The 18,333-nt window shown below is 72.9% G+C and carries 14 protein-coding genes; 13 read left to right on the top strand and 1 reads right to left on the bottom strand.

Annotation, left to right across the window (positions count from 1 at the left end; genetic code table 11):
* Positions 1-63: 63 nt before the first annotated feature.
* Complete coding sequence (locus OO54_RS01510) at positions 64-627, bottom strand: HNH endonuclease (protein WP_033201060.1); 564 nt, start codon at positions 625-627, stop codon at positions 64-66.
* A 249-nt stretch (positions 628-876) separates the two neighbouring features.
* On the opposite strand from OO54_RS01510, the gene OO54_RS01505 reads away from it, so the two are divergent.
* The 13 genes from OO54_RS01505 to OO54_RS01445 all read left to right on the top strand — a co-directional run bounded on the left by OO54_RS01505 (position 877) and on the right by OO54_RS01445 (position 18,317).
* Positions 877-1,956, top strand: a complete 1,080-nt coding sequence (locus OO54_RS01505; protein ID WP_051786649.1) for a mechanosensitive ion channel family protein — start codon at positions 877-879, stop codon at positions 1,954-1,956.
* Positions 1,957-2,164: 208 nt separating this feature from the next.
* A complete protein-coding gene (locus OO54_RS01500; protein WP_033201058.1) occupies positions 2,165-3,379 on the top strand; it encodes an ROK family transcriptional regulator in 1,215 nt (404 codons plus the stop codon).
* A 49-nt stretch (positions 3,380-3,428) separates the two neighbouring features.
* The gene (locus OO54_RS01495; protein ID WP_033201057.1) at positions 3,429-4,775 is read left to right on the top strand and encodes an ABC transporter substrate-binding protein; all 1,347 of its coding nucleotides are present in this window, start codon (positions 3,429-3,431) and stop codon (positions 4,773-4,775) included.
* A gap of 16 nt (positions 4,776-4,791) precedes the next feature.
* The gene (locus OO54_RS01490) at positions 4,792-5,790 is read left to right on the top strand and encodes a carbohydrate ABC transporter permease (protein ID WP_051786648.1); all 999 of its coding nucleotides are present in this window, start codon (positions 4,792-4,794) and stop codon (positions 5,788-5,790) included.
* A gap of 3 nt (positions 5,791-5,793) precedes the next feature.
* The gene (locus tag OO54_RS01485) at positions 5,794-6,672 is read left to right on the top strand and encodes a carbohydrate ABC transporter permease (protein WP_033201056.1); all 879 of its coding nucleotides are present in this window, start codon (positions 5,794-5,796) and stop codon (positions 6,670-6,672) included.
* Positions 6,673-6,680: 8 nt separating this feature from the next.
* The gene (locus tag OO54_RS01480; protein ID WP_033201055.1) at positions 6,681-7,946 is read left to right on the top strand and encodes a 6-phospho-beta-glucosidase; all 1,266 of its coding nucleotides are present in this window, start codon (positions 6,681-6,683) and stop codon (positions 7,944-7,946) included.
* Positions 7,937-8,911: an N-acetylglucosamine kinase gene (locus tag OO54_RS01475; protein WP_033201054.1), complete on the top strand. Its 975-nt coding sequence runs from the start codon at positions 7,937-7,939 to the stop codon at positions 8,909-8,911. The genes OO54_RS01480 and OO54_RS01475 overlap by 10 nt, the downstream gene beginning before the upstream one ends.
* A gap of 295 nt (positions 8,912-9,206) precedes the next feature.
* Complete coding sequence (locus OO54_RS01470; RefSeq protein ID WP_078905003.1) at positions 9,207-10,634, top strand: hypothetical protein; 1,428 nt, start codon at positions 9,207-9,209, stop codon at positions 10,632-10,634.
* A gap of 11 nt (positions 10,635-10,645) precedes the next feature.
* Positions 10,646-11,677, top strand: coding sequence for a glutamate ABC transporter substrate-binding protein (locus OO54_RS01465; protein WP_051786647.1), 1,032 nt, complete (start codon positions 10,646-10,648; stop codon positions 11,675-11,677).
* Between the two features lie 53 nt (positions 11,678-11,730).
* Positions 11,731-13,008 (top strand): coiled-coil domain-containing protein, encoded by a 1,278-nt coding sequence (locus tag OO54_RS01460; protein WP_033201053.1) that lies wholly within the window; start codon positions 11,731-11,733, stop codon positions 13,006-13,008.
* Entirely contained in the window at positions 13,005-15,521 is a 2,517-nt protein-coding gene (locus tag OO54_RS01455) for a serine/threonine-protein kinase (protein ID WP_033201052.1), read from the top strand. The genes OO54_RS01460 and OO54_RS01455 overlap by 4 nt, the downstream gene beginning before the upstream one ends.
* A gap of 2 nt (positions 15,522-15,523) precedes the next feature.
* Entirely contained in the window at positions 15,524-16,912 is a 1,389-nt protein-coding gene (locus OO54_RS01450; RefSeq protein ID WP_200146729.1) for a PP2C family protein-serine/threonine phosphatase, read from the top strand.
* A gap of 52 nt (positions 16,913-16,964) precedes the next feature.
* Positions 16,965-18,317 carry a vWA domain-containing protein gene (locus OO54_RS01445; protein ID WP_033201050.1) on the top strand — a complete coding sequence of 451 codons (1,353 nt, stop codon included), beginning with the start codon at positions 16,965-16,967 and terminating at the stop codon, positions 18,315-18,317.
* Positions 18,318-18,333: the final 16 nt, after the last annotated feature.

The raw sequence follows: 18,333 nt of genomic DNA, 5'->3' as shown, positions 1-18,333 counted from the left end.
ATCGGCCCCCCGGTATGCGGAGGGGCCGCGCGCGCGAAGCCCCGCGTACGCGAAAGGCCCGGCTCAACCCGTCGTCAGCGCCCTCACGGGGGCTTCGGCGACGGAGTCGATCCGGGCCATCACGTCCTCGGCGCCGTACGGCTGGAGGTACGGCAGCCAGCGGGGGTCCCGGTGTCCGGTCCCGATGATCCGCCAGGCCAGGCCGGACGGCGGGGCCGGTTGGTGGCGCAGGCGCCAGCCGATCTCGCGCAGGTGCCGGTCGGCCTTGACGTGGTTGCAGCGGCGGCAGGCCGCCACGACGTTGTCCCAGGCGTGCGTGCCCCCGCGACTGCGCGGGATGACGTGGTCGACGCTGGTGGCGACGCCCCCGCAGTACACACAGCGCCCGCCGTCGCGGGCGAAGAGGGCTCTGCGGGTCAAAGGAACGGGCCCCCGGTAGGGGACCCGCACGAAGCGTTTCAGTCGCACCACGCTGGGTGCGGGGAGGACTTGGGTCTCGCTGTGCAGGAAGGCGCCGGACTCCTCGAGGCAGAGAGCCTTGTTCTCCAGTACGAGGACGAGTGCGCGGCGGAGCGGTACGACGCCCAGTGGCTCGTACGACGCGTTGAGGACCAGGACATGCGGCACGGATGCCTCCTATGGCGCCGGCGGCGCGTGGCTCGCGCCGGGACGAACTGCTCTCAGTCTCTCCTCAGGCCTGGTCGGAGCGCCACCACGTTCCGGGATCGGGGTGACGCGCCCGGAGTGTTCTCGACCACATCGGCGACTCCTCCTCTTACCTGTCTCTTACTTGCCCAGGTGAGGTCCGTCTCTCCCTCGAACACGGCAACGGGACCACGTCCGACGCCCCGTTAGTGTGGATGGCCTGCGTACGCGATGCCTGGAGGTTGCCCCGTGTCCTGGTCCGTCCTAGTGGCTGCCACCGACCCCGAACCCATTCCGGTGACCCTGGACGAGGCCGCGGAGAAGGCGACGAACGCGGCGAGCTGGGTGGAGGAGAACTGGTCCACCTGGCTGAACACCGGGCTGCGCATCCTGCTGATCCTGATCGTCGCGCTCCTGCTGCGGATGGCCGTCCGCCGCGCCCTGACGAAGCTGATCGAGCGGATGAACCGCTCGGCACAGGCGGTGGAGGGGACGACGCTCGGCGGTCTCCTCGTCAACACCGAGCGGCGCCGGCAGCGCTCGGAGGCGATCGGGTCGGTCCTCCGCTCGGTCGCGTCGTTCCTCATCCTGGGCACGGCCGGCCTGATGGTGCTCGGCGCCTTCAAGATCGACCTGGCGCCGCTGCTCGCCTCGGCCGGTGTGGCCGGTGTGGCGATCGGTTTCGGCGCGCGGAACCTGGTGACGGACTTCCTCTCCGGCGTCTTCATGATCCTGGAGGACCAGTACGGCGTGGGCGACTCGGTCGACGCGGGGGTGGCCTCCGGCGAGGTCGTCGAGGTGGGTCTGCGGGTGACCAAGCTGCGCGGGGTGGACGGCGAGATCTGGTACGTGCGCAACGGCGAGATCAAGCGGATAGGGAACCTCAGCCAGGGCTGGGCGACGGCGGGCGTGGACGTGACCGTCCGGCCGACGGAGGACCTGGAGAAGGTGCGGACGGTGATCGCCGAGGCGGGCGACACCATGGCGAAGGAGGAGCCGTGGAACGAGCGCCTGTGGGGTCCGGTGGAGGTGCTCGGTCTGAATGAGGTGCTGCTCGACTCGATGACCGTCCGGGTCTCGGTGAAGACGATGCCGGGCAAGAAGCTGGGCGTGGAGCGCGAGCTGCGCTGGCGCATCAAGCGGGGTCTGGACGAGGCCGGCATCCGGATCGTCGGCGGGGTCCCGCCGCAGGCCGAGGAGTCCGCGGCCGATCCGACGGCGGGCATGGCGGCGCCGTCGGCGTTCGCCTCGACGACCTCGCCGCAGTCGGCGGCGGCGACCCCGCTGCCGAAGTCGGACCTCTCGAAGTAGCGTCCCCGTACGTCCCGTACGCCCCCGCAGGTAACGCTTCGGTTGCCTTCGGGGGCGTCGTGCGTTCCCGGGTATTGACGCCTTCGCGGCGGCCGCCTTACCTTCCTCCCATCGAATAGGAAACTTTCCTAACAGAGCAAGTGGGAGAGCGGGCCGGCCGGCAGGCAGCACAATGGCCCGACCATCGCGGAAGGGCAGGTGCGCACTCATGGCCGCTACGACCCCGGGCACCCCCGGCACGCCGCGCGTCCTGCGGGCCATGAACGACCGCGCCGCCCTGGACCTGCTCCTCGAACACGGCACGCTCTCGCGGACCCGGATCGGCAAGCTCACCGGCCTCTCCAAGCCGACCGCCTCCCAGCTGCTCGCCCGCCTCGAAGCCGCCGGGCTCGTCGTCGCCACCGGCACCACCGAAGGCCGCCCCGGACCGAACGCCCAGCTCTACGCCGTGAACCCGCGCGCCGCCTACGCCGCAGGACTCGACGTCGACCAGCACCGCATCCACGCCGCCGTCGCCGACATCACCGGCGAGATCGTCGGCGCGTACGAGCTCCGCACCCCGGGCCGCTCCAACTCCGGCGTCGTCCGACAGGTCACCGACGCCCTCGACGGCGCGGTCCAGGCCGCCGGACTCGCCCGCGAGGACGTGCGGCGGCTGGTCATCGGCACCCCCGGCGCCTTCGACCCGGCCACCGGACGCCTGCGGTACGCCTCCCACCTGCCCGGCTGGCACTCCCCCACCCTCCTGGAGGAGCTGGCCGCCGTCCTGCCCATGCCGTTCGAGTACGAGAACGACGTCAACCTCGTCGCCGTGGCCGAGCAGCGCGTGGGCGCCGCCCGCGGCCACGACGACTTCGTCCTGCTGTGGAACGAGGGGGGCCTGGGCGCCGCCCTCGTCCTCGGCGGCCGGCTGCACCGCGGCTTCACCGGCGGCGCCGGCGAGCTCGGCTTCCTCCCCGTGCCCGGCACACCGCTCGTCCGCCAGGTCACCAAGGCCAACTCGGGCGGCTTCCAGGAGCTCGCGGGCATCCAGTCCGTGCCCCGGCTCGCCCGCGCCGCCGGGATCCCGACCCCCGACCACCCCTTCGTACCGGTGGTGGCCGGGCTGCTGTCCCGGGCCGCCGAGACCCACGAGGACGACCCCCGGTCGGCGGAGCTGCTCGACCGCTACGCCGAGCGCCTCGCCACCGGACTCGCCGCCCTGGTGGCCGTCCTCGACCCCGAACTGATCGTGCTGTCCGGTGACGCCCTCGTCCCCGGCGGCGAACCCCTGCGCGCCCGCGTCCAGTCCGAACTCGCGGACCTCGCTCCCTCCCGGCCCCGGCTCGTGCTCTCCGCCGTACGCCGGAGCCCCGTGCTGCGCGGCGCCCTCGAAAGCGCCCTCGCCACCACGCGCGACGAGGTCTTCGACACCTCGCGCTGACCACCCCTGCCCCTCCGCACACCCCGACCCGCCCCAGGGAGACACCGTCATGCCCGCACGCCCGCGCAGAGCCGCCGCCGCGCTCGCCGCCACCGCCTCGATCGCCCTCTTCGCCTCCGCCTGTACGGGCTCCGCGAACAACCAGGCCTCCGACGACCCCAAGGCCGAGACCACCATCACCTTCTGGCACGGCTGGTCGGCGCCCTCCGAGGTCAAGGCGATCGAGGACAACGTCGCCCGGTTCGAGAAGAGCCACCCGAACATCAAGGTGAAGGTCGTCGGCAACATCAACGACGACAAGCTCGGCCAGGCGCTGCGCGCGGGCGGTTCGAACGGGCCGGACGTCGTCTCCTCGTTCACCACCGCCAACGTCGGCAAGTTCTGCGCCTCGGGCGCCCTCGCGGACCTCGAGCCCTTCATCGAGAAGTCGAAGCTCGACCTGGACAAGACCTTCCCGAAGGTCCTCCAGGAGTACACGCAGTTCGAGGGCAGGCGCTGCACGCTGCCGCTGCTCTCCGACGCGTACGGGCTCTACTACAACAAGACCGCCTTCAAGGAGGCCGGTCTCGACCCGGAGGCCCCGCCGAAGACCTGGTCCCAGTTCACCGAGGTCGCCAAGAGGCTGACGAAGGCCAAGGGCGACTCGTACGAGCGGCTCGGCTTCATGCCGAACTACCTCGGCTACGAGACGGTCGTCTCGCACTACATGTCGCAGTGGGGCCACCAGGGGTACTTCGGCGCGGACGGCAAGTCGACCGTCGCCACCGACCCGGCGTTCGCCGAGATGATGACCTACCAGAAGTCCCTGGTGGACGCCCTGGGCGGGTTCCAGAAGCTCGACAAGTACCGCACCACCTTCGGCGACGAGTGGGGCGCCAAGCACCCCTTCCAGACCGGTCAGGTCGCCATGCAGCTGGACGGCGAGTGGCGGCTGAACTTCGTCAAGGAGGCCAAGGTGCCCTTCGACGTCGGCGTCGCGCCGCTGCCGGTCGCCGACGACGAGCTGAGCGAGTACGGCAAGGGCTACCTGTCCGGCACGATCATGGGCATCGCGCCGCAGAGCAAGAAGCAGAACGCGGCCTGGGAGCTGGTCAAGTACATGACCACGGACACCGAGGCCGTGGTGAGCTTCGCCAACGCCATCGGCAACGTGCCCTCCACCCTGGAGGCGCTGAAGTCCCCGAACCTGAAGTTCGACGACCGCTTCAAGACCTTCCTGGACATCGCCCGGCACCCGGCGTCCACCACCTCGGACGGCGCGGTCAACGGCTCCGCCTACCAGGACACCCTGCAGAAGTTCGCCCAGCAGTACGAGAAGGGCCAGGTCACCGACCTGAAGAAGGGCCTCGCGGACACCGCGGCCCAGATCGACCGCGACATCGCCGCGGCGAAGTGACGGCCGGAAGCCACCCATGAGCACGGACACCCTGCCCGCGAAGGAGGCGGCCGCCCCGGCCGCCTCCTCCCCCGGGGGACGGAACACGCTGCGGTCCAAGCGCCGGCGCAACGCGCTGCGCACCCTGGCATTCATGTCCCCCTGGCTGATCGGATTCGGCGTCTTCTTCGCCTATCCGCTCGTCTCCACGCTGTACTTCTCCTTCATGAAGTACGACGGCCTCAACCCGCCGACCTGGCGGGGCGTGGACAACTGGACGTACGTCTTCGGCGAGTTCCCGCAGTTCTGGCCGGCCCTGCGCAACACCCTGTGGCTCGCCGTCGTCATGGTGGCCTGCCGGGTGCTCTTCGGCCTCGGCGTCGGCATGCTGATCACCAAGATCAAGACGGCGGCCGGCGTCTTCCGGACCCTCTTCTACCTGCCGTACCTGGCCCCGCCGGTGGCGGCCACGCTCGCCTTCGTCTTCCTGCTGAACCCCGGCACCGGACCGGTCAACGCGCTCCTGGAGGCGGTCGGTCTGCCCGCCCCCTCCTGGTTCAACGACGCGTCCTGGTCCAAGCCCGCGCTGACCGTCCTCGCCGTGTGGGGCGTCGGCGACCTCATGGTCATCTTCATGGCCGCGCTCCTCGACGTACCGAAGGAGCAGTACGAGGCCGCCGAACTCGACGGCGCGTCCGCCTGGCAGCGGTTCCGCTACGTCACGCTGCCGAACATCTCGCCGATCGTGCTCTTCGCCGTCGTCACCGGGATCATCGGCGCGATGCAGTACTACACGCAGCCGATCGTGGCCGCGAAGGTCGCCTCGGGCAAGATGGGCGGCTCCGGCGAGGTCTTCGTCCCCGGCTACCCGGACGAGTCCACGCTGACCCTCCCGCAGCTGGTCTACAGCCTCGGCTTCAGCCAGTTCAACTACGGCGCCGCCTGCGTCGTGGCACTGGTGCTCTTCGCCTTCTCCATGGCCTTCACCGCGCTCCTCATGCGCCGGCGCGGCGGCCTGATCGGCTCGGGTGACTGACACATGACGACCGCAACCGCCCCGCACGGGGCGAGCCCCGCCGAGAAGCGGGCCCGCCGCAGGTCCCTGCTGCACTGGATCGCCGTGCACTCGCTCGGCATCGCCGCCGCCCTGTTCTTCGTGCTCCCGTTCGTCTTCGTCCTCCTCACGTCCCTGATGAGCGACGACCAGGCCCTGACCAGGGACCTGACGCCGAACTCCTGGCACTGGGACAACTACGTCAAGGTCTTCGAGACGCCGGGCTTCCTCACCTGGTGGAAGAACTCGCTGCTGTACGCGGGGCTCGGCACCGCGCTCGTCGTGGTGTCCTCGATCCCCGTGGCCTACGCGCTCGCGAAGTTCCGCTTCCGCGGCCGCCACCTGTCGCTGCTGCTCGTCATCTCGATGATGATGCTGCCGCCGCAGGTCGTGATCATCCCGATGTACCTGTTCTGGGCGAAGCAGATGGACCTCTCGGGGACGCTGTGGCCGCTGATCATCCCGATGGCGTTCGGCGACGCCTTCGCGATCTTCCTGCTCCGCCAGTTCCTGCTGACCATCCCCGACGAGTACGTCGAGGCCGCCAGGATCGACGGCTGCGGCGAACTCCGCACCCTCATACGGGTCGTGCTCCCGATGGCGAAGCCCGGCATCGCCGCCGTGGCCCTGTTCCAGTTCTTCTACTGCTGGAACGACTACTTCGGGCCGCAGATCTACGCCTCCGAGAACGCGACGGCCTGGACGCTCAGTTACGGCCTTGAGTCCTTCAAGGGTGCGCACCACACCGACTGGAACCTGACCATGGCCGCGACCGTGCTGGTCATGGCCCCCGTGATCCTCGTGTTCTTCTTCGCGCAGAAGGCGTTCGTCGAGGGAGTCACACTGACCGGAGTGAAGGGCTGATACGAACGATGAAGCTCACTGTCGTGGGGGGCGGTTCCACCTACACCCCCGAACTCATCGACGGCTTCGCGCGGCTGCGCGACACCCTGCCCATCACCGAACTCGTCCTCGTCGACCCGGCCGCGGACCGGCTCGACCTGGTCGGCGGCCTCGCCCGGCGGATCTTCGCCAGGCAGGACCACGACGGGAAGATCACCACCACCACCGACCTCGACGCCGGGGTCGAGGGCGCCGACGCCGTCCTGCTCCAGCTGCGGGTCGGCGGGCAGGCCGCCCGCGAACAGGACGAGACCTGGCCGCTGGAATGCGGCTGCGTCGGCCAGGAGACCACCGGCGCCGGCGGCCTCGCCAAGGCGCTGCGCACGGTCCCCGTCGTCCTGGACATCGCCGAACGCGTCCGGCGCACCAACCCGGACGCCTGGATCATCGACTTCACCAACCCCGTCGGCATCGTCACGCGCGCGCTGCTCCAGGCCGGGCACAAGGCCGTCGGCCTGTGCAACGTGGCCATCGGCTTCCAGCGGAAGTTCGCGAGGCTCCTCGACGTGGCTCCGGCCGACGTCCACCTCGACCACGTCGGGCTCAACCACCTGACCTGGGAGCGCGCGGTACGGATCGGCGGCCCCGAGGGCGAGAACGTGCTGCCCCGGCTGCTCGCCGAGCACGGCGACGCGGTCGCCGACGACCTGCGGCTGCCCCGCCGGGTCCTCGACCGGCTCGGCGTCGTCCCCTCGTACTACCTGCGGTACTTCTACGCCCACGACGAGGTGGTGCGGGAGCTGGGCACGAAGCCCTCGCGGGCCGCCGAGGTCGCGGCGATGGAGCGGGAGCTCCTGGAGATGTACGGGGACCCGGCGCTCGACGAGAAGCCGGCCCTGCTCGCCAAGCGCGGCGGCGCGTTCTACTCGGATGCGGCCGTCGACCTGGCGGCGTCCCTGCTGGGCGGCGGCGGTTCGCCGTACCAGGTGGTGAACACGTACAACAACGGCACGCTGCCGTTCCTGCCCGACGACGCCGTCATCGAGACGCAGGCCGCGGTCGGCTCCCACGGCGCCACGCCGCTGCCCGTCGCGCCGGTGGACCCGCTGTACGCCGGTCTGATCGCGAACGTCACGGCCTACGAGGACCTCGCCCTGGAGGCGGCGCTCCGCGGCGGCCGCGACCGGGTGTTCAAGGCGCTGCTCGCGCACCCGCTGGTCGGGCAGTACGCGTACGCCGACGGCCTCACGGACCGGCTGATCGCGCACAACCGGGAGCACCTCGCGTGGGCGTGACCGGAACCCTGCTGGCCGTCGACGCCGGCAACAGCAAGACCGACGTGGCCGTCCTCACCGCGGACGGCACGGTCCTCGGCGCGGCGCGCGGCGGCGGCTTCCAGCCTCCCGTGGTGGGGGTGGAGACGGCGGTCGACGGGCTCGCCGAGATCGTCGGCCGGGCGTGCGCCGAGGCGGGCGTCCCGGCGGAGTTCGTCCATGTCACGGCCTGCCTCGCCAACGCCGACCTGCCCGTCGAGGAGGCCGCGTTGCAGGCGGCGCTCCTGGCGCGCGGCTGGAGCGCGTCCGTCCGGGTCCACAACGACACCTTCGCCATCCTGCGGGCCGGGCTCGACGAGCCCCGGGGCGTCGCGGTGGTGTGCGGGGCCGGGATCAACTGCGTCGGGATGACCCCCGACGGGCGGACCGCGCGCTTCCCGGCGATCGGGAAGATCTCCGGGGACTGGGGCGGGGGCGGCGGTCTCGCCGAGGAGGCGCTGTGGTTCGCGGCGCGCGCCGAGGACGGGCGGGGCCTGCCCACCGCCCTCGCCGACGCGCTGCCGGCCCACTTCGGCCTGCCTTCGATGTACGCGCTGATCGAGGCGCTGCACCTGGGAGGGGTCCCGCCGGAGCGGCGGCACGAGCTGACGCCGGTGCTGTTCGCGGTCGCGGCCGGGGGCGATCCGGTGGCGATGTCGCTGGTGGACCGGCTGGCCGAGGAGGTCGTCGCGATGTCGGCGGTCGCGCTCCGCCGGCTCGGGCTCCATGACGAGGAGGCTCCGGTGATGCTGGGCGGCAGCGTGCTCGCCGCCCGCCACCCGCAGCTGGAGGCGCGGATCCGCGAACTCCTCGCGGCCCGGGCGCCGAAGGCCGTGATCGGCTTCGTGACCGCGCCGCCGGTGCTCGGGGCGGGACTGCTCGCCCTGGACGCGGACGGGGCCGGCCCGGAGGCCAAGGCCCGCCTGAGGGAGCACTACGGCGCCTGAGGGTCGCGGATGCGGGGTGTCTCGTCGTCACGACGAGGCACCCCGTACGCATGTTCACCCGTTCGAGGGGTGTCCGAAAGGGAACCGATCCTGGCCGGGCGACGTATTCAGAGTGAGGGGGTTCGCCTGCTGATGTGCCGGAGGCATGAGGCACGATAGGAACAAGATCGAGTCAATCCCGGTGTGCGGACGGCCCCCTGAGGCCATACTGCTGGCCGGGTGGTCGTCCGCCGGAACCGGTCGTACCGGGACACCGGACGGGCCGGCCGACGTCAGCGACCGAGGGGGAGGTCAAGTGACACACCCGCCGAACGCGCCCGCCGCCTCGGCGGCGCGGGGCACGGCGCAGGCGCCCGCGCGCCCGGGCGGAGTGCCCGCGCAGCCGTCGCCCGCGCCCGCCGCCGCCCCGCCCGCGGGGCGCGGCGCCTGGGCCGTCGGGCGCGAGCGGCTGCGGGTCGCCGCGACGACCGAGCCCGGCCGGCTGCAGATCCTGGGGGCCGTACTCGCCCTGCTCGTCGTGGCGTTCGGCGCGGTCAGCGCCCTCGAGGTGTCCGACCGGGCCTCCGCCGCCGACGACGTCGTCGGCCGCAGCCAGCCGCTGAGCGCCGACGCGGCCGCGATCTACCGCTCCCTCGCCGACGCCGACACCACCGCCGCCGCCGGCTTCCTGGCGGGCACCCTGGAGCCCGCGGAGTCCCGCACGCGGTACACCCGGGACATCACGACCGCCTCCCGGCTCCTCGTCAAGGCCGCGGCGAACACCGACGGCTCCTCGGAGTCGGCCCGCGAGATAGCCACCCTCAACGAGCAACTCCCCCGCTACACCGGCCTGGTCGAGCGCGCCCGCGCCGCCAACCGGCAGGGCCTGCCGCTGGGCGGCGCCTACCTGAGATACGCCAACCAGCAGATGGCCGGCACGCTGCTGCCCGCCGCCGAGCGGCTCTACGCGGCGGAGACGGTACGGCTCCAGCGCGACGACGAGTCGGCCCGCACCTGGCCGTTCCTGTCGCTCGCGCTCGGCCTGCTCGCCCTCGCCGTCCTCGGGTGGGCGCAGCGCCGCAACTACGCCCGCACCAACCGGGTCTTCAACCACGGACTGCTCGCCGCGACCGCCGCCACCTCCGTCGTCCTGCTCTGGCTCGTCGGCGCGCATACGGTCGCGCGCGGCGGTCTCGAAAGCGCGCGGCTGCACGGACAGGAGTCCCTCCAGGTCCTCAACACCGCCCGGATCAGCTCGCTCACGGCCCGGGCCAACGAGAACCTGACCCTGGTCGCCCGGGGCGCCGTCCTCACCGAGGACGGCAAGAACGACAAGTACGAGGCCGAGTACACGGCGAGCATGGCCGCCCTGGCGGACGCCCTCGCCACGGCGCGCGAGCGGGCCGACGACGACGCCGGGCGCGGCCCGGTCGACGAGTCCGCCGAGCACGCGGCCGAGTGGCGGGAGCGCCACAAGGACGCCCGCGCGAAGGACGAGGCCGGCGACTACGAGGGCGCCCTCGGCCGGGTCATCGGCGCGGAGCAGTCCACGGGCCGGTCCTTCGACCAGGTCGACACGGGCCTGGAGCGGGCCCTCGCGCACGAGCAGACCGAGTTCACCCGCGCCGCGGGGGACGCCAGGGACGCCCTGACGGCGCTGCCGCTCGGCGCGGCGGCGCTCGGGATCCTGGGCGCGGCGGGCGCCCTGCTCGGCATCAACCGCAGACTGTCGGAGTACCGGTGAGAGGGGGCGGGATGCCGAACGGCACGTACCCGCTGGCGCGGCGGGCCGCGCTGCGGCTGCGAGGCTGGGGCGGGGTGGCCGCCATGGCCGTGGCCTGCGGGCTCACCGCCTCACTCACCCTGCTGCCGCTCGCGCAGGACGGGACCGGCGCGGCGCCCGCGCCGTGGACGCCCGGCCCCGGCGTGGGCACCGGCGTCCAGATCAAGACGGACACCTGCGAGCACCCCGAGGCCTCCCTCACCCCCTCGTCGGCGGACGGCCCGTCGGTCCGGGCGATCAAGGACCGCGGGAAGCTGATCGTCGGCGTCGACCAGTCCAGCTACCGCTGGGGCTACCGGAACCCGGAGAAGGGCGTCCTGGAGGGCTTCGACATCACGCTCGCCCGGGCCGTCGCCAAGGACCTCCTCGGCGACGCGGACGCGATCATCTTCCGCGCGATCCCGACCAACCAGCGGATCGCCGCCCTGAACAGCGGCAAGGTCGACCTCGTCGTGCGCACCATGACGATCAACTGCAAGCGGATCGAGCAGGTCGCCTTCTCCACCGCCTACTTCCAGGCCGGCCAGCAGGTGCTCGCGCCCAAGCTCGCCAAGGACATCACCGGCTACGACTCCTCGCTGCGCGGCAAGCGGGTCTGCACCGCCGAGGGCTCCACGGCCTACGACGCCCTGGCCGAGAACTCCTTCGGCGCGCTCTTCAAGGACGAGGCGGACGGCACCAAGGACGACAAGGACCTGCTGACCGTCCCCAACCAGCTGGACTGCCTGGCCCGCCTTCAGATGGGCGAGGTCGACGCCGTCGTCACCGACAACGCCCTCGCGGCCGGCCAGGCCGCGCAGGACCCGGCGGTCGAGCTCAAGGGCCGGCCGTTCACCGAGGAGTACTACGGGGTGGCGGCCAAGCTGGGCAACGACGACCTGGTCCGCCGGGTCAACCAGGTGCTCGTGGGCTACCGGCAGGGCCCCTGGCAGGCCGCGTACAAGGAGTGGCTGGAGAAGGACCTCCCCGGCATCACCGGGCCGCCGGCTCCGCTGTACAGGTAGCGCTGTCCACGCCCCGACGAGTCACCCTGCACACGAAGCGGAAGAGGTAAGAGATGGGTGTCACGGGACCCCCCGGGCCGGTGATGGACCGGGACGAGGTGGACCGTGCGCTGGCGCGGCTCGGCGCCGAGCACAAGGCGGTCGAGGACTCCCTCCTCGCGCTCCAGGACCACGCCGGCCGCCGGCTGCTCGAAGGCGCGGAGCTGACCGGCACCACCCGGGACCGCTGGGCGACGGCGGAGCGCACCATCACCCTGCTCTGGACCTGCTTCGACGTGTACACCGGGGCCCTGCGGGAGGCCCGTGAACTGCGTGCCCGACGCCGCTGGCCCACCCGCGAGGAGCTGGTGGAGCTGACCGACCGGCTGCGCGGCGAGAGCGTGCTCGTGTCGGGCGGCGCGGGCGAGAAGGCACTGCTCACCGAGCGGTTCAGCCTGGAGGGCCTGGTCCGGCGGATGAACGAGCTGTACGCCGCCTCCCTCGACATGGTCGTCACCGCCGACGCCGTCTGGTCGGCGCTGCCCGCCCGGATAGACCTGCTCGCCGCCGAGCTGGGCCGGACGCGTTCGCTCGCGCACTCGGTGGGCGTACGGCCCGGGGAGCACCCGGCCGGGGACGAGCTGGAGGAGATCACGGCCGAGCTGACCCTGCTGCGGTCCCAGGTGGTGACCGACCCGCTGGCGTTCTGGCGTCCGGCGGTCGGGAGTTCGGCGCCCGGCGGGGGTCGCCCCGACACCGAGCGGTACGACCGGGCCGCGCTGGCCCTTGAGGACGTCCGCCGCGAGATCGAGGCCGTCCTGGCCGTCCGGCAGGATTCCGAGGACCGGCTGCTGCGGCTGCGCGACGTGCTCTCGCGGGCCGACCGGACGCTCGCGGAGGCCCGTTCGGCGCGCGGCGAGGTCCTCGCGAAGATCGCCGCCTCCGAGGTGCCGGCCGTCAGCGGGCCGCCGACGGTGCTCCAGGAGCGTCTCGCGGTCGCCGCCGAGTACCGCAGGCACGCCCAGTGGCACCGGCTCTCGCCGCTCCTGGAGTCCCTCGAGCGGGAGGCGGAGGACGAACTGCTGCGGGCCCGCGAGTCGTTGACCGCGGTGACGGCGCCGCTGGCGGTCCGGGCCGAACTGCGCGGCCGGCTCGACGCGTACAAGGCGAAGGTGGCACGGCTCGGCGCGGCGGAGGACCCGCTGCTCGTCGAGCGGTACGACGCGGCCCGCAGGATGCTGTGGAGCGCGCCCTGCGACCTCCGGGTCGCCGAACAGGCCGTGCTGCGCTACCAGCAGGCGGCGGCGGACGTACTGTCCGGCCCGAGAGACGCGGGAGGACGGCAGTGGTGAGCGGGGAGACGGGTGTGGGGAGCTGTCAGCGTCCTTCGTGCGGGGGATCGTACGAGGACATGGGAGGCGGCGAGCTGTACTGCGACACCTGCGGGCTCGCGCCGGTCGTCGCGCCCGGGGGGCTGATCGGCTCGACGCCGACCGGCATCGCCGCGGCCGGGAAGGGGACGGGCGGCGTCGGGGGGCCGGACTCCGGCTCCTCACGGAGCGGTTCGCGCGCCTCCTCGCGGGCGTCGTCGCGCTCCTCGACCTCCCGCCGTTCGGTCTCCGGTCGTCTGTCGCGCGCGCTCTCCGGGGCGTCCGGCGCGTCCACGGCCCGCTCGGTCTCGGTGCGCAGCTCCGGTTCGTCGACCGGCCAGTCCGCCCGGAACCGGCTGGGCGCGGGTCTGGTGGCCATCCCCGAGGTGCCGCGGCCCGACCCGCGGGCGGCGGTGATGGAGAACGCCGAGGTCCCCGAGCGGAAGCGTTTCTGCTCCCGCTCCGACTGCGGGGCCCCGGTGGGCCGCTCCCGGGGCGACCGGCCGGGCCGCACCGAGGGCTTCTGCACCAAGTGCGGGCACCCGTACTCCTTCGTGCCGAAGCTGCGCGCCGGGGACATCGTCCACGGCCAGTACGAGGTGGCGGGCTGCCTCGCGCACGGCGGACTCGGCTGGATCTACCTCGCCGTCGACCGGGCGGTCTCCGACCGGTGGGTCGTCCTCAAGGGCCTTCTCGACACCGGCGACCAGGACGCCATGGCGGCGGCGATCTCCGAGCGCCGCTTCCTCGCCGAGATCGAGCACTCCAACATCGTCCGCATCTACAACTTCGTCGAGCACCTCGACCAGCGCACCGGCTCCCTGGACGGCTACATCGTCATGGAGTACGTCGGCGGCAAGTCGCTCAAGGAGATCGCCAACGACCGGCGCACCCCGGACGGCCGCCGCGACCCGCTGCCGGTGGAGCAGGCCTGCGCGTACGGGATCGAGGCCCTGGAGGCGCTCGGCCACCTGCACAGCCGGAACCTGCTGTACTGCGACTTCAAGGTCGACAACGCCATCCAGACCGAGGACCAGCTGAAGCTCATCGACATGGGCGCGGTCCGGCGGATGGACGACGACGAGTCCGCGATCTACGGCACGGTCGGCTACCAGGCGCCGGAGGTGGCCGAGGTCGGCCCGTCGGTGGCGAGCGACCTGTACACGGTGGCGCGCACGCTCGCGGTGATGACCTTCGACTTCCAGGGCTACACGAACGTCTTCGTGGACTCGCTGCCCGAGCCGGAGCACATCGCGGTCTTCCGCACCTACGAGTCCTTCTACCGCTTCCTGGTCCGCGCCACCGACCCGGACCCGGCCCGCCGGTTCGCCTCCGCACAGGAGATGGCCGAGCAGCTGACCGGCGTCCTGCGCGAGGTCGTGGCGCTCCAGTCCGGGCGCCCCCGCCCCGCCCTCTCGACCCTGTTCGGCACGGAGGTCCGGGTCACGGACACCACGCTGTTCGCCGAACTGACGGAGGACGTCTCCCTGCTCGGCGCCCGCCGCGGCCGACGGGCGCAGGTCCCGCCGGTGACGGAGGTCCCCGAGGGGTACGGGCTCGGCGGGGCGCTCGCGCCGCTCGACGCGCCCGCCACCGCACTCGCGCTGCCCGTGCCGCGCGTCGACACGACCGACCCCAACGCCGGGTTCCTCGCCGGTCTCGCGGCCGCCGCGCCCGGCGAACTGCTCGGGGCGCTCCACGCCGCGCCGGCGCCCTCCGCCGAACTACGGCTGCGCACCCTGCGGGCCCAGTTGGAGCTGGGCGACCTGACGTCCGGGGCGCGGACCCTCGCGGGCCTGGAGGAGCGGGACCCGGACGACTGGCGGGTCGTCTGGTACCGGGGCGTCGCCTCCCTGGTGACCGGTGACCACGAGCACGCGGCGCTGGCCTTCGACGCGGTCTACGACGCCTTCCCCGGCGAGCCGGCGCCGAAGCTGGCCCTCGGGATCTGCGCCGAGGTCCTCGGCCAGCTGGACAACGCCGCCGAGTACTACCACCTGGTGTGGGCCACCGACCCGAGCTTCGTCAGTGCCGCCTTCGGACTCGCCCGGGTGCGCCTCGCGGCCGGGGACCGCACCGGTGCCGTACAGGCGCTGGAATCCGTACCGGAGGCGTCGATCCACTACACGGCGGCCCGGGTCGCGGCCGTGCGGGCGCGGCTGCGGCGGCGCCCCGCGCACGACCCGCTCGGCGGCGATCTGACGGCCGCCGCGGCGCAGGTCTCCGCGCTCCAGGGCTTCGGTCTGGACGCGGTGCGCCGCGAGCAGTTGTCGACGGAGGTCCTCGGAACGGCTCTCGACTGGGTACTCTCCGGAAGTCCCGGTGCGGCACCGGGCGGCGGCGCGCTGCTGCTCGGAAGTGAACTGGACGAGCGCGGACTGCGCTTCGGCCTCGAACGCTCGTACCGGGTGCTTGCCCGGCTCGCCCAGCAGGGCGACGAGAGGATCGAACTGGTGGAGCGGGCCAACCGCTTCCGTCCCCGGACGTGGGTGTGAGGATGTCCCAGAAGCCGAAGCCGTCGCACGGACTCGCCGCCTGCCCGGGCTGCGCGGAGCCGCTGGAGTCGGGTGACCGGTTCTGCGGGGCGTGCGGCTACGACCTCTCGGCCGTGCCGGCCGCCGGGGCCGAGCCGGACCGCCCGACCGTGGCGATCGGCACCCCCGTCACCTGGCCGGACGCCCCGCCCCGTGACCCCGGTTCGCTCTCGACCATGACCCAGCACCCGGGCGACCTCCCGGGCACCGACTCCGGCGGCCGGGACCTCCCCACGATGGAGGTCCGCACGGACGGCCCGGTGCCGGCGCCCGAGACGCCGCCGGCACCCGCGGCGGGGAGCGCCACCGGCGGCGACTTCGAACTGGCCGCCCCCGATCCCCGTACCGCCGTCCAGGCCGATCCGCCGCCGGCCTTCGCCCAGGAACCGGCCGCGACCCCCGGGGCGACCGCCGCCCCGGCCTCGTCGGCCGCGCTCTGCGTGGCCTGCCGGGCCGGCCGGGTGGACACCGACGGCTACTGCGAGAACTGCGGGCACGCGCAGCCGCGCGAGCGCGACCACATGGAGCGGGAGGCCGGCCCCGTGGCCGCCGTCAGCGACCGGGGGCTGCGCCACCACCGCAACGAGGACGCGTTCGCCGTCTCGACGACCACCCTCCCCGACGGCTCCCCCGCCGCCCTCGCGATCGTCTGTGACGGCGTCTCGTCGGCGACCCGGCCCGACGACGCCTCCGCCGCCGCGGCGGCCGCGGCGGACGCCTCCCTGCTCGCCGCGCTGCCGCGCGGCACCCACCCGCAGCAGGCCATGCACGAGGCCATCGTGGCCGCCGCCGAAGCCGTCAACTCCCTCGCGGAGGAGCCCGGTCAGGACGGCGCGGAGCACGACCCGCACCGCCACCGGAACGCCCCGGCGTGCACCATCGTCGGCTCGATCGTGGCCGACGGCCTGCTCGTCGTGGGCTGGGTCGGCGACAGCCGCGCCTACTGGGTGCCGAACGACCGCGGCACCGCGTCCGTCCGGCTGACCGAGGACGACTCGTGGGCCGCCCAGATGGTCGCCGCCGGCCTGATGAACGAGGCCGAGGCGTACGCGGACGAGCGCGCCCACGCGATCACCGGCTGGCTCGGCGCGGACTCGTACGAACTGGAGCCGCACACCGCCTCGTTCAAGCCCGACCACTCAGGCGTGGTGGTGGTCTGCACGGACGGCCTGTGGAACTACGCGGAGGGCCCCGAGGACATGGCCCGGGTCGTCCCCGCGGACGCGGCGGACCGCCCGCTGCACAGCGCCCAGGTCCTGGTCGGCCACGCCCTGGACGGCGGAGGCCACGACAACATCACGGTCGCGCTCGTGCCGTTCACCGTCACTCCGCAAGGGGCAGGATCGGCCTGAGCGGTCGCCGATCCCCGTCCCTTCACCGTTGTTGCCCGAGGAGCCCGAACAGATGGCGAACTTCTCCAAGTCGACCGTGCCGCAGTTCTCGGTGGACGTCTACCAGAACGAGTTCCTGCCGGAGGGCGGCAGGGACGTCAGCGCGATCGTCACGGTCACCTCGACCGGGGGCGGCACCAGCGGCGCGGCGGGGCTCGGCGGCTTCGGGCGCCCCGGGGGCCTCACCGGCGGCGGCACCGCCGGCGTCGTGATCATGGTCGACTGCTCCGGTTCGATGGACTACCCGGCCACCAAGATGCGCGGCGCGCGCGAGGCGACCGCCGCCGCCGTCGACACCCTGCGCGACGGCACCTCCTTCGCCGTCGTCGCCGGCACGCACGTGGCGAAGGAGGTCTACCCGGGGAACGGCGGCCTCGCCGTCGCCGACCACCGGACCCGCGCCGAGGCCAAGGAGGCGCTGCGCCGCCTCTCCGCCGGCGGCGGCACGGCGATCGGCACCTGGCTGCGCCTCGCGGACCGGCTCCTCTCCTCCGCCGAGCTGTCCATCCGGCACGGCATCCTCCTCACCGACGGCCGCAACGAGCACGAGTCGCCGGAGGAGCTGCGGGCCGCGCTCGACGCCTGCGCCGGCCGGTTCACCTGCGACGCGCGCGGGGTCGGCACCGACTGGGAGGTCAAGGAGGTCACCGGCATCGCGTCCGCGCTCCTCGGCACCGCCGACATCGTCGCCGACCCGGCCGGCCTCGCCGCCGACTTCACGTCGATGATGGAGACCGCGATGGACAAGGGCGTGGCGGACGTCGCGCTCCGGCTGTGGACCCCGGTCGGGGTCGAGATCGTGTTCGTGAAGCAGGTGGCGCCGACGGTCGAGGACCTCACCGGGCGGCGCACCGAGGCCGGCCCGCGCGCCGGGGACTACCCGACGGGTTCGTGGGGCGACGAGTCCCGGGACTACCACGTGAGCGTGCGGGTGCCCCGGGCGGCGGTCGGACAGGAGATGCTCGCCGCCCGCGTCTCGCTGCTCGCCCCGGACCCGGCCGGCGGCGACCCGCGGCCCCTGTCTCAAGGGCTGGTACGGGCGGTGTGGACGGACGACCTCGCGATGTCGACGTCGATCAACCCGCAGGTCGCGCACTACACGGGCCAGGCGGAGCTCGCGGACGTCATCCAACAGGGGCTCGATGCCCGCAAATCGGGCGATCGCGACGGCGCGACGGCCAAGTTGGGCCGCGCCGTGCAGCTCGCGGCGGCCTCCGGCAACGCGGATACGGCGAAATTGCTTTCGAAGGTGGTCGACGTCGTCGACGCGGCGACCGGTACTGTGCGTTTGAAGGCGAAGGTCGCGGAAGCGGACGAGATGACACTCGAGACCCGCTCCACCAAGACCGTTCGCGTCAAGAGGTAGCCCGGCCACCGGGCCG

It is taken from the genome of Streptomyces wedmorensis (assembly GCF_000716445.1).
Taxonomy (GTDB): Bacteria; Actinomycetota; Actinomycetes; order Streptomycetales; family Streptomycetaceae; genus Streptomyces; species Streptomyces wedmorensis.
Note: the sequence above shows the minus strand (reverse complement) of the source record. Positions and strands in the feature narration are given on the sequence as shown.

Excerpts from the sequence above, each read along its gene's own strand:
- OO54_RS01505 (WP_051786649.1), top strand. The coding sequence starts at position 877 with ATGCCTGGAGGTTGCCCCGTGTCCTGGTCCGTCCTAGTGGCTGCCACC.
- OO54_RS01500 (WP_033201058.1), top strand. The coding sequence starts at position 2,165 with ATGGCCGCTACGACCCCGGGCACCCCCGGCACGCCGCGCGTCCTGCGG.
- OO54_RS01495 (WP_033201057.1), top strand. The coding sequence starts at position 3,429 with ATGCCCGCACGCCCGCGCAGAGCCGCCGCCGCGCTCGCCGCCACCGCC.
- OO54_RS01490 (WP_051786648.1), top strand. The coding sequence starts at position 4,792 with ATGAGCACGGACACCCTGCCCGCGAAGGAGGCGGCCGCCCCGGCCGCC.
- OO54_RS01485 (WP_033201056.1), top strand. The coding sequence starts at position 5,794 with ATGACGACCGCAACCGCCCCGCACGGGGCGAGCCCCGCCGAGAAGCGG.
- OO54_RS01480 (WP_033201055.1), top strand. The coding sequence starts at position 6,681 with ATGAAGCTCACTGTCGTGGGGGGCGGTTCCACCTACACCCCCGAACTC.
- OO54_RS01465 (WP_051786647.1), top strand. The coding sequence starts at position 10,646 with ATGCCGAACGGCACGTACCCGCTGGCGCGGCGGGCCGCGCTGCGGCTG.
- OO54_RS01460 (WP_033201053.1), top strand. The coding sequence starts at position 11,731 with ATGGGTGTCACGGGACCCCCCGGGCCGGTGATGGACCGGGACGAGGTG.
- OO54_RS01450 (WP_200146729.1), top strand. The coding sequence starts at position 15,524 with ATGTCCCAGAAGCCGAAGCCGTCGCACGGACTCGCCGCCTGCCCGGGC.
- OO54_RS01445 (WP_033201050.1), top strand. The coding sequence starts at position 16,965 with ATGGCGAACTTCTCCAAGTCGACCGTGCCGCAGTTCTCGGTGGACGTC.